The 11,655-nt window shown below is 27.2% G+C and carries 14 protein-coding genes and 1 pseudogene; all 15 read left to right on the plus strand.

The features are described 5' to 3' along the window. Positions 1 to 57: 57 nt before the first annotated feature. The 15 genes and pseudogenes from HCG70_RS03335 to HCG70_RS03405 all read left to right on the plus strand — a co-directional run bounded on the left by HCG70_RS03335 (position 58) and on the right by HCG70_RS03405 (position 11,628). The gene (locus HCG70_RS03335) at positions 58 to 1,707 is read left to right on the plus strand and encodes an EAL domain-containing protein (RefSeq protein ID WP_221697483.1); all 1,650 of its coding nucleotides are present in this window, start codon (positions 58 to 60) and stop codon (positions 1,705 to 1,707) included. Between the two features lie 245 nt (positions 1,708 to 1,952). Beyond that, entirely contained in the window at positions 1,953 to 2,546 is a 594-nt protein-coding gene (locus tag HCG70_RS03340; RefSeq protein WP_221697484.1) for a GNAT family N-acetyltransferase, read from the plus strand. Between the two features lie 132 nt (positions 2,547 to 2,678). After that, entirely contained in the window at positions 2,679 to 3,350 is a 672-nt protein-coding gene (locus HCG70_RS03345; protein ID WP_055276035.1) for an amino acid ABC transporter permease, read from the plus strand. Next, entirely contained in the window at positions 3,319 to 3,996 is a 678-nt protein-coding gene (locus tag HCG70_RS03350; protein WP_042397122.1) for an amino acid ABC transporter permease, read from the plus strand. Before HCG70_RS03345 ends, HCG70_RS03350 begins: the two co-directional genes overlap by 32 nt. Position 3,997: 1 nt before the next feature. After that, positions 3,998 to 4,747 carry an amino acid ABC transporter ATP-binding protein gene (locus HCG70_RS03355; protein ID WP_207745844.1) on the plus strand — a complete coding sequence of 250 codons (750 nt, stop codon included), beginning with the start codon at positions 3,998 to 4,000 and terminating at the stop codon, positions 4,745 to 4,747. A gap of 38 nt (positions 4,748 to 4,785) precedes the next feature. Next, on the plus strand, positions 4,786 to 5,679 hold the full coding sequence (locus HCG70_RS03360) for a cysteine ABC transporter substrate-binding protein (RefSeq protein ID WP_221697485.1): 894 nt from the start codon (positions 4,786 to 4,788) through the stop codon (positions 5,677 to 5,679). Between the two features lie 204 nt (positions 5,680 to 5,883). After that, positions 5,884 to 7,332 (plus strand): leucyl aminopeptidase, encoded by a 1,449-nt coding sequence (locus HCG70_RS03365; RefSeq protein WP_195949332.1) that lies wholly within the window; start codon positions 5,884 to 5,886, stop codon positions 7,330 to 7,332. Between the two features lie 69 nt (positions 7,333 to 7,401). Then, entirely contained in the window at positions 7,402 to 7,785 is a 384-nt protein-coding gene (locus HCG70_RS03370; RefSeq protein WP_042397109.1) for a VOC family protein, read from the plus strand. A 107-nt stretch (positions 7,786 to 7,892) separates the two neighbouring features. Further along, the gene (locus tag HCG70_RS03375) at positions 7,893 to 8,504 is read left to right on the plus strand and encodes a hypothetical protein (RefSeq protein WP_221697486.1); all 612 of its coding nucleotides are present in this window, start codon (positions 7,893 to 7,895) and stop codon (positions 8,502 to 8,504) included. A 19-nt stretch (positions 8,505 to 8,523) separates the two neighbouring features. After that, positions 8,524 to 8,733, plus strand: a complete 210-nt coding sequence (locus tag HCG70_RS03380) for an ATP-binding protein (protein WP_042397104.1) — start codon at positions 8,524 to 8,526, stop codon at positions 8,731 to 8,733. A 377-nt stretch (positions 8,734 to 9,110) separates the two neighbouring features. After that, positions 9,111 to 9,755 (plus strand): YoaK family protein, encoded by a 645-nt coding sequence (locus tag HCG70_RS03385; RefSeq protein ID WP_055276027.1) that lies wholly within the window; start codon positions 9,111 to 9,113, stop codon positions 9,753 to 9,755. A 188-nt stretch (positions 9,756 to 9,943) separates the two neighbouring features. Continuing rightward, the gene (locus HCG70_RS03390; protein WP_055276025.1) at positions 9,944 to 11,062 is read left to right on the plus strand and encodes an aldo/keto reductase; all 1,119 of its coding nucleotides are present in this window, start codon (positions 9,944 to 9,946) and stop codon (positions 11,060 to 11,062) included. Between the two features lie 3 nt (positions 11,063 to 11,065). After that, positions 11,066 to 11,176 (plus strand): annotated as a pseudogene (locus HCG70_RS03395) (1-(5-phosphoribosyl)-5-amino-4-imidazole-carboxylate carboxylase); the annotation flags it as partial. Next, positions 11,169 to 11,510 carry a nickel insertion protein gene (gene larC, locus HCG70_RS03400; RefSeq protein ID WP_221697487.1) on the plus strand — a complete coding sequence of 114 codons (342 nt, stop codon included), beginning with the start codon at positions 11,169 to 11,171 and terminating at the stop codon, positions 11,508 to 11,510. The pseudogene HCG70_RS03395 and the gene larC, both read left to right, overlap by 8 nt. Then, positions 11,497 to 11,628, plus strand: coding sequence for a LarC family nickel insertion protein (locus HCG70_RS03405; RefSeq protein ID WP_221697488.1), 132 nt, complete (start codon positions 11,497 to 11,499; stop codon positions 11,626 to 11,628). Before larC ends, HCG70_RS03405 begins: the two co-directional genes overlap by 14 nt. Positions 11,629 to 11,655 lie beyond the last annotated feature (27 nt).

Here is an 11,655-nt window from a genome sequence, read left to right on the forward strand (position 1 = left end):
CGACTATGATAGAAATGATCATAGTTAACAATCATATTAGTTGCTTGGGTGATGAGAATGAATAAAAAAGGAATAATTATAAGTGTTTCTATATTAATTATTATTTGTGGTATAAATTGTTTTTTTTATAAAGATACACATTTCATGTATATGAAGTCTAATTACAAAGAGAGAAAAATAAAGGTTGGATATTATTCATATTATCCCTATTATTATAAAGATAAAAAAGGGAATGTTCATGGATATTATCATGAATTATTAGATAATTTATGTTCTAATTTAAATATAGATTATGAATATGTAGATGTTAATATTAATACTGCAATAGAGATGTTAGAAAATGAAGAAATAGATATTTTAATGGGATTATATAATATACCAAATAAAAATTCTAAATTAATATATTCTGATAATCATATACAGTTTGATAATCGATACATATATATATATGGTGATATTAATGAAGTTAGATATGGAAATTTAAATTATTTAAATGGGAAAAAATTTACATATGCTGCTGGAGATATAAAAAGTGAATGGTTAATTCAACTGTTAAAGTATCATGGTATAAATGTTAAACCAGTAAAGGTTAAGACAAAGGATGAGTGTATAAAATTATTAGATTTAAAAGAAGTAGATGCACTATCTTCGAATAGAATTAATGAAGGGTTAGAAGCTTATAAAGAAACAATGAAGTATTATATAGGTGCTGTTTATATTGTTGGTAATGAGAAAAGTAAAGATGTCATAAAGTACTTTGATTTTTTCTTAAATAATAGTTTTACAAATAATAAAGTTGATAAACTTAGATTTATATATAATAAATATTTTCGTAAAGATATAATTTTTAGGGATATTATATTAATTACTCTTTCAATAGTAACAATTGTGGGTATTATATATATGGTAATATATCCATTTATAAAAAAAATAATTATAAAACAAAGAGTTACTAAAAATATGAAAGCTGGAAACTTTTTATTATATTATCAGCCAATAGTAGATCCTTTTAAAAATATTGAGGTAGGATTTGAAGGTTTATTAAGATTAAAAGATAAAAACAATAAAATATTAACTCCTTTTACTTTTATTAAAGATATAGAAAAAGGAGATATGTTTTATGAACTTACACTTTGGATATTAGAAAAAGCAATTTGTGATTATAAAATAATAAGTAATTATGAAAATTACAAAAATAAAAATTTTTATATATCTATTAATTTATCATTTAGGGAGCTTGAAAATACAGAGTTTATAAATAAAGCAATTAAATTAGCAAAGGATTATAATATTAAAAAGGGAAGTATTTCTCTTGAAATTGTAGAGAAAGTTTATGCTAGAGATTTAGAAAAAATACAAATAGCAATATCTTTATTAAAAGAAAGTGGATATAAAATTGCAATAGATGACTTTGGAGTAGAATATTCTAATTTAAGTATTTTGGAAGAAATAGATTTTGATAGTATTAAATTAGATAAATGCTTTGCAGATAATATTTCAATATCAAAAATTACTAATGAGGTAATAGCATTTATATCTAAAATAACCTTAATAACAGATAAGATGCTTGTTATTGAAGGTGTTGAACAGAAATATCAAATTGAAGAAATAAAAAAAATAGTCAATAAAAATGTATATATACAAGGATATTATTATAGTAAGCCTATGAATATTGAAGAGTTAAAAGAATTTTCCTTGGAAGAATAGGATTATAAAAATGATATAAACTTAAAGTAAGCAGCCTTCATGTAAGGTTGCTTTTTATTTTAGATAATTATATACACTTAGTATTTATTTAAAGGACATTTGTACAAAATATAATAAAACTTAACAATAATTAAGGGTACATAAGTACATTTTTTTAGTACCACAAAGCCTTAAATACAAAATTAATTAAAAATATAATAATTATATAAAGAATTTATATTATATTAAAAAAGAGAGGAATTTTTATGGAAAGTTTCACGTTAAGAGAAGCAACAAAAGGAGACTCGAAAACTATTGCAGAGCTGGTTTATAAAACAGAAGATGATCCTGAGCACGTCTGGGGTTATGGAAGTAAGGATGAAATAATAAACAGAATAAAAATGTTAGTTGAATGCGAGGGTTCTAGGTATTCTTATAATAATGTGAAGGTGGCAGAAAAAGACGGAAAGGTTTGTGGAGCTATTATATTATTAAAAGGTAAAGACTTATCAAAGTTAGATCTAGCAACAAGTATAAAGTTAATTAAAAATATAAATGGAATAAAAAATAAGCTAAGATTTATTAAAGACCTTATTTTAGAGTTTAATTTTTTTGAATGTGAAGAAAATGAGCTTTATATTGCTAATTTAGCAACCTTTGAAGAGTATAGGGGAATGGGAATTGGAAAAGCTCTTATTAAATTGGCTGAAAATAATGCTAATGAAGAAGGATATAAGATTTGCTCTTTACTAGCAAAGGATAAGAGTGTTAAAGGATTTTATGAAAAGTTAGATTTTGTTTTTGAAATGGAAGAGCCTTATTATTCACATGTTTTATATCGAATGGTTAAAGCTGTTTAAATATTAGGGTTTTATAATAAAATGTTATTTTTAAGATAAGAAGGAAAAACAGGTAAATGTGTAATAAGCATTTACCTGTTTTTTATATATATAGTATAGGTCAAATTTTATTATTGATTGGGGGGATAAAATATGGATATGAACTTTATACAAACTCACTATAAGTTATATGTAGAAGCTGGAATTTTAACTATAAAGATTGCAGCAATAGGAATACTATTATCATTAATTATAGGAATTATTTGTAGTTTAATTAAGACTATGAAAATACCAGTACTTAAAACAATAGTTTCGATATATATTGAATTATCAAGAAATACTCCGTTATTAATTCAGTTATTTTTCTTGTATTTTGGATTGCCAAAGATAGGAATTGTCTTAAGTTCAGAAACTTGTGGAATTGTAGGACTAGCCTTTTTGGGGGGAAGTTATATGGCAGAAGCATTTAGATCAGGAATTGAAAATGTATCTGTAGTGCAACATGAATCAGCTTTAAGTTTAGGTATGACAAAATCACAAGTTTTTTGGCATATTACATTACCACAGGCATTTGAAACTTCAGTTCCAGTTTTATGTGCAAATATTATTTTCTTAATAAAGGAAACTTCAGTGTTTAGTGCTGTTGCTTTAGCAGATTTAATGTTTGTAGCTAAGGATTTAATAGGTATTTATTATAAAACAGATGAAGCATTATTTATGTTAGTTATAGCATATTTAATTATCTTGCTTCCTATTTCTTTAATTTGTACATTCATAGAAAGGAGGGTTCGTTATGCAGGATTTGGGGATTCGAGTGCTATTTGAGGGTAGTAATTTCTTAAGGTTATGCCAAGGTATTTGGGTATCTTTAAAAATTGCTTTAATTTCAATGATTCTTTCAGTAGGACTTGGAATTTTAATGGGAATAATAATGACCAGTAAAAATAAGGTTATTCGGGCAATTTGTAGAGTATATCTTGAAATTGTAAGAATAATGCCACAGCTTGTTTTATTATTCTTAGTATATTTTGGTGCAGCAAAACACATAGGAGCTAATTTTTCTGGTGGAATTGCTGCAATAATAGTATTTACTTTTTGGGGCACAGCAGAAATGGGAGACTTAGTAAGGAGTGCACTTATTGCAGTACCAAAACATCAATATGAAAGTGGATTTGCACTTGCAATGACAAAAACACAGGTATTTATACATATTATAATACCTCAAACTATTAGAAGGTTAATTCCATCAGCAGTGAATTTATTAACAAGAATGATTAAAACAACTTCTTTAGTAGTACTTATAGGTGTAGTTGAAGTTGTTAAAGTTGGAAAGCAAATAATAGATGCAAATCGTTATACTACACCAGATGCAGCACTTTGGGTATATGGGACAATTTTTATAATGTATTTTATAATTTGTTTTCCATTTTCAAAGTTGTCTGAAGTATTAGAGAGGAGGCTAAGGGATTAAAATGGGTGATAAAATATTAGAAGTTGAAAATTTAACTAAGTCATATGATAAATCAAAATTAGTTTTAAATAATCTTTCATTTTCATTAGAAAAAGGTGAGGTTGTAGTAATAGTAGGGCCTTCTGGGTGTGGTAAAAGTACTTTTTTAAGGTGTTTAAATAAGCTAGAAGAAATAGATTCAGGGAAAATTGTTTTAAATGGAAAGGAAATATCATCTGATAATAATAAGGTTCATGAAATTCGTGAAAAGATAGGTATGGTATTTCAAAGTTATGAGTTATTTCCAAACATGAATATAATGAAAAACTTAATTTTAGCACCAACTTTAGTACAAAAAAGAAATAAGGAAGAGGTTAAAGCAGAAGCTGAAAAACTTTTAGAAAGAGTAGGACTTTTAGATAGAAAAAATGATTATCCAAGGCAATTATCTGGAGGACAAAAGCAAAGGGTAGCTATTGTTAGAGCTTTAATAATGCATCCACAAATATTATTATTAGATGAAATAACTGCAGCATTAGACCCAGAAATGGTAAGGGAAGTTCTTCAAGTTGTATTAGAGCTTGCAAAGGATGGAATGACAATGTTAATTGTAACACATGAAATGGAATTTGCTAGAGCAGTAGCTGATAGAGTTATCTTTTTAGATAGTGGGAAAATTGTTGAAGAAGGATCACCAGAAGAATTCTTTACTAATCCAAAAGCTGATAGGGCTAAGCAATTTCTTAATACATTTAGTTATGAAAGTGTATAAAGAATTAAAATTAATAAATTTAAAGGGGGATTTTTATCATGAAAAAATTCTTAGGAGTACTTTTATCAATCATGCTAGTTATGGGGCTTTTAGTTGGATGTGGTTCTAGTACAAATGGCTCAAGTAGTGCATCAAATGATGCGGGAAGTAGTGACACAAGTGGAAGTGCTAAGGCAAGAACTTTAGATGAAATTAAAGAGGATGGAAAAATTAAAATAGGCGTGTTTAGTGACAAAAATCCATTTGGGTATGTTGATTCTAATGGAGATGTTCAAGGTTATGATGTAGAGTTTGCAAAAAGAATAGGTAAAGATTTATTAGGTAGTGAAGATGAGGTAGAGTTTGTTTATGTTGAAGCAGCAAGCAGGGTTGAATATCTTAAGTCAGGTAAAGTTGATATAATATTAGCTAATTTTACAGTAACAGATGAACGTAAGGAAGCTGTTGATTTTGCACTTCCATATATGAAGGTTGCATTAGGTATAGTATCACCTGATAATGAATTAATTACTGATGTTGACCAATTAAAGGACAAGAAGCTAATTGTTGTTAAGGGAACAACTGCAGAAACATATTTCTCAGAAACTTATCCTGATTTGACTCTTGTTAAATATGATGAATATCAAGAAGCATATGATGCATTATTAGATGGAAGAGGAGATGCTTTTGCAACTGATAATACTGAAGCTTTAGCTTGGTCAAACCAAAATGAAGGCTTTACTACTGGTATAGAAAGCATAGGTAATATTGATACTATTGCACCAGCTGTACAAAAAGGAAATACAGAATTATTAAATTGGATTAATGATGAAATTAAAAGCTTAGCAGATGAAGAATTCTTCTTAAATGATTATAAAAAGACATTAGAACCTGTATATGGTGATGCTGTAAATTCTGAAGATATAGTAGTTGAAGGTGGAGAAGTAAATTAATATAAAGTTGATTGCGTAATGTAAAATTGCCTCTATGGAAAGTTTAATATTGTAGCTTTCTATAGGGGTAATTTTATGTTCAAATTGAAAAATTTGTAGAATGTAGTATAATAAAGAAAAGTTAGTAAATAAAATAGGAGATATACTATATAAAGTTTTAGGTTAAATTATATAGTATAAAGGATGAAAAGGAGAATAGTAGAGATGATGCAAGTAAAAGATTTAACTGTTGGTAGCTTCGAAGGAGCTATTACTCTTGTTTATGAAGATAAGCCAGCAAATAATGAAACTGTTGATATTTTAAAATCTAAAAAAGTTTTTGAAGGAAAAAGTGGCCAAGTATTTTATAAGACTACAAATGATTTAAATTATGAAATTTTTGTAGGTCTTGGAAAATATGAAGAGTTAGAAAGAACTGACTTAGTAAATGCAGTTATAAGAGGAATTAAACAAGCTGAAAAATTAAAGATAAATGAATTAAGTATTAATTTTATAAAAGCAAATGGATTATGCACTGGTGGAGTTACAAAATCTATAGCTCAAGGTGTAAAATTAGCAAGTTATAAATTTGATAAATATAAAGGAAATAATGAAGTTTATACTCCTAATGTAACTATAATAGGCGGGCCAAAAGAAAAGTTTGATAAGATGAGAGCAAAGATTGAAGAAGCAAGCAATGTTGCTGATGGAATTATTTTAGCTCGTGACTTAGTAAATGAACCAGCTAATATCTTATATCCTGAAACTTTAGCAGAAAGAGCTGTAGAAGCAGGAAAAGAAAGTGGATTTGAAGTAGAAGTATTTGATGAAAAGCAAATCGAAGCTTTAGGAATGAAAGCATTCTTAGAAGTAGCAAAGGGATCAGTTCATAAGCCAAGATTAATAGTTATGAGATACATGGGTAATGAAAATAGTGATGAAAGAGTTGGTCTTGTAGGAAAAGGTCTTACTTTTGACACTGGTGGATATTCACTTAAACCTTCAACATCTATGGATACAATGAAGAGTGATATGGGTGGAGCTGCAGCAGTTATAGGAACAATGCAAGCTCTTGCTAAAAATAAGGTGGAAAAAAATGTAGTTGCAGTAGTAGCAGCTTGTGAAAATGCTATTTCAGGTGGAAGCTACAAACCAGGTGATATTATAGGTTCTATGGCAGGTAAGACTATTGAAGTATTAAATACTGATGCAGAAGGTAGATTAACTTTAGTTGATGCTGTGACTTATATTATTGAAAAGGAAAAAGTAGATAAGGTAGTTGATGTTGCAACTCTTACTGGAGCTGTGTTAGTTGCACTTGGAACTGAAGTAACTGGAGTTGTAAGTAATAATGATGAGTTTTATGATGAACTAATTGTTGCTGCAAGAAGAAGTGGAGAAAAGTTCTGGAGATTACCTAATGATAAATGCTATAAAAAGTTATATAAAGGTGATTTTGCAGACCTTAAAAATACTGGTGGACGTTATGGTGGATCAATTACAGCAGGTATGTTCATTGGAGAATTTGTACAAGATAAGCCTTGGCTTCATTTAGATATAGCAGGAACTTCTTGGAGTGATAGTGGAAATGATACAACACCTAAGGGAGGAACTGGAGCACCAGTTTCTACTTTATATGAATTAGTTGTAAAGCATGAGTGTAAGCATAAATAATATATAGAAATTTATAAAGGGCAATCTTATATTTAGATTGTCCTTTATTTATAATAAGGAGCACAGTTTATGAGATTAAATAAAATACATCATATTGCAATTATTGCATCAAATTATGAAGTTTCAAAAAAGTTTTATACTGAGATTTTAGGCCTTGAGGTAATAAGGGAAGTTTATAGAAAGGAAAGAGATTCTTATAAGCTTGACTTAAAGCTTGGTGATAGTGAAATTGAGTTATTTTCATTTCCTAATGCACCAGTAAGACCAAGTTATCCTGAAGCAAGAGGGCTTAGACATTTAGCTTTTGAAGTAGATAATATTGATGAAGCTATAGCAGAGCTAAATTTACATGGTATCGAATGTGAACCAATTAGAATTGATGAATTTACAGGAAAAAGATTCACTTTCTTTGAGGATCCTGATAAATTACCGTTAGAATTATATGAAAGATAAATTTAAATATTATAATCATATAATATTTATTTTAGAAATTTAATATAGTATATTTTATAAATAATAAGTGTAATATTATAGTGGAACCATATTTTGGAGGAAGATCCATGTCATCAGACATTAAAGAAATAAGCAAGCTAAAAGAATTATTGTGTAGAAAAAAAGTTTCTAAAATAAAAAGTAAATATTACAAAGCTGAAAAGAAGATTTATAAAAAATATATAAGAGATAAAGAAGAGGATTCAGAGTTTTTACTAAAAAGTAGCTTTATTGAATTTAGAAAAAGATATTTTAACAATTTGTATACAACCATTAATAATATAGTTGATAATTCTATAGGTAACTTAGAAAGTGATATGCTTGAATATATTTCAGAACGAGATAGATATAGAACCTTTGAAGTTATATTATTAATAAAGAGCATATTTGATAGAAATCATATAATATGGGCACTTTATGATGAATATATTGAATGTAGAAAGGATGGGAAATGTCCTGAAACTATTATTATTGTTGTTGGACAAGAATATAGAAACATAGCTTTAAATATTTTCAATGTATTAGGGGAAAGAGTAAATAATGTAGTTTTTCTTATAAATAATATAAAAGTTCAACTTGCATTTACTTTTGAGATTGAAAATAATACTTATTATTTAACTAATAATAATATAAAATACTGCATTTTAGAAGATGAAAGAATACCTATATTAACACCATAAATAAAAATAATATAAGAAAGTGGAAATTGGACTTTCATTAGTTAAAGCTTTGGTTGAACTTCATAATGGATGTACTTATGTAAATACAGAAATTAAAGATGGGACAGAGTTTTGTGTTGAACTACCAATTAGAAAAATAAAAAATTCTCTTAATACTGATCTTAGAGAAAAAAGTATGGTTTCTAAGGTAGAAAAATTTAATATAGAATTTTCGGATATATACAATTAATAAAGGCATTCTTCATCATAATTAAATGATGATGGATGCTTTTATTATATTTTTTATACTATAAATAAGTTTTATTTTTAATAGAAAGATGAATATTTCTTTTTCTTATGTAAAATATTGTTTAATTGTACTGTGAAAGTTAAAATATTAATGTGGTAGGTAAAAATTTACATGTTAATTAGCTATAACTAAGATTTAAAATTTTAATTTAGTTAATGAAACTTGCTTTAAATATCAAATTTTAACCAATACTTTATATCAAAGACTTAGTAAAAGTTACATACTTAGTGATTTGGTTAGTTTAAAGTAAGCTATAGTGTACTCAGTGTGTGGAAGAATCAGAATTTTCTAGTTTAAATATAGTAAGGAGGCTAAATATGAGTAGTAGACAATATTCAGATTCATTAAGAGTAGGAATTTTGCTGGCATTAACAGGAGGATTTTTAGATGCATACACTTATATAAGTCGAGGCAATGTATTTGCTAATGCACAAACAGGAAATATGGTTATGCTTGGAATTAATTTTATGGAAGGTAATTTCAGAGGAATTATAAATTATATTATTCCTATTATTGCTTTTGCAATAGGAGTTTTGTTAGCTGAAGTAATAAGAACAAAATTATCAAAAAGTGAAAAGTTCCATTGGAGACAAGCTGTTTTAGCAATAGAAATAATATTATTAATATTTGTTGCTTTTATACCATTTGATTATGTGGCAAATACAATAATATCATTTATTTGTGCAATGCAAGTAGAAAGCTTTAGGAAGTTTCATGGAAATGCTTATGCAACAACAATGTGTACAGGAAATTTAAGAAGTGGTACAGAAAAGTTAGTTATATTTATAAGAAATAAAGATAAAAAACATTTAAAAATAGCCTTTCAATATTATTTCATTATATTGATTTTTTGCTTAGGAGCAACAATAGGCGGTTTAATAACTTTAAATATGGGCTTAAAGGCTGTGTTAATTGCAATTATTCCATTAATATTAGCATTAATAGTAATGTCTTACGAATAAAATTATGAAGGTATATAAAACTTTGAGTTTAGAATGTTTTGGATATTTAAGAGTTAATAAATTCCATAAAGTTTTTGACTTGGAGTTAACTTCAAGGAGTAACATTAATATAAAGGTTAAATTTTAACTAAAGAATAATTAAGGATAAAAGGAATTAGAGAAATTATTTTTTATATGAGGTGAAATTAATGGAATCAAAAAAGCTAGGATTTGGACTTATGAGACTACCGCTTACAGAAAAAGATAATCAAGAAAGTATTGATATGGAACAGTTAAATAAGATGGTGGATACCTTTATAGAAAGAGGATTTACTTACTTTGATACTGCATATATGTATCATAATTTTAAAAGTGAAATTGCTTTAAGAGAAGCAGTAGTTAAAAGACATAAAAGAGATACTTTTACTGTTACAACAAAAATGCCAACAATGTTTTTAAAAAAGGAAGAAGATTTAGAAAGAATTTTTAATGAGCAAATGGAAAAGTGTGGTGTAGATTACTTTGATTATTACTTGCTTCATAACTTAGGAGTAACTAACTATGAAATAGCTAAAAAGTTTAATGCATTTGATTTTGTTCAAAAGAAAAAAGATGAAGGAAAAGTTAAAAAGATAGGTTTTTCATTTCATGATACAGCAGATGTTTTAGAAACTATATTAACTGAACATCCAGAAGTTGATTTTGTACAATTACAAATTAATTATCTTGATTGGAACGATGGGGGAATTCAATCTGGTAAGTGCTATGAAGTGGCTAAAAAACATAATAAGCCAGTAATAGTAATGGAGCCAGTTAAAGGTGGAACATTAGCAAAAGTTCCAAAGGAAGCTGAAAAACTTTTTAAAGATTATAACAAGGATATGTCTATACCATCTTGGGCAATAAGATTTGTTGCTAGTTTAGATAATGTAATGATGGTTTTAAGTGGAATGTCTAATATGAATCAGCTTTTAGATAATACTGGGTATATGCAAAACTTTAAGCCATTTACAGAAGAGGAACATAAAATAGTAGATAAAGCAGTTGAAATTATTAATGAATCAATAGCTATTCCTTGTACAGCTTGTGAATATTGTGTTGCTGGATGTCCTAAAAATATAGCAATTCCAAATTATTTTGTATTATATAATGCTGAAAAACAAGCATTAAATTCAGGATTTTCAACTCAAAAGGTATATTATGATAATTATATAAAAACTAATGGAAAAGCTTCAGATTGTATAGTCTGTAGAAAGTGTGAAAAGAGTTGTCCTCAACACATAAAAATTACAGAAGAGTTAAAGAAGGTAGCTAAATTATTTGAATAATATATGATTAACTCATGTGCAAATGGGATAGCTACAGTTAATATAGATAATGGATATGGTGCAGGTTATATTGCTACACAAATCAATAGATTGGGGGTAAGAAGTTATGAATAAGTTATACTTAGAATGTTACTCTGGAATTAGTGGAGATATGTTTGTAGCATCACTTATTGATTTAGGTGCAAGTGTTGAAGTTTTAGAAAATGCTTTAAAAAGTATACCAATACAGGGTTTTGAAACTAAAATAACTAGAGTTTCTAAAAGTGATATTGATGCTTGTGATTTTAATGTTATTTTAAATGAAGAATATAATAATCACGATCATGATATGAAGTATTTATATGGAGATAATAAACAAGAAAATTTAGGTGAAAATCATAATCATAATATAAATAATAATAGTAATTATGAAAACATCATTAGGAGAAGTTCAAGTGAAAGTTTGTGAACTATCAAATGGAAAAAGAATTTATCCTGAGTATAGTTCTATAGTAGAAATATGTAAAAGTAGTGGTTTAGCATATCAAGAAGTATATGACATTATAAGAAAAGAAGTAAATTTATAATTTTATAAAATAAATATGCCTCTAGAG

Origin of the sequence: Clostridium sp. K04, assembly GCF_019734375.1 — a bacterium.
GTDB classification, from domain to species: domain Bacteria; phylum Bacillota; class Clostridia; order Clostridiales; family Clostridiaceae; genus Clostridium; species Clostridium saudiense.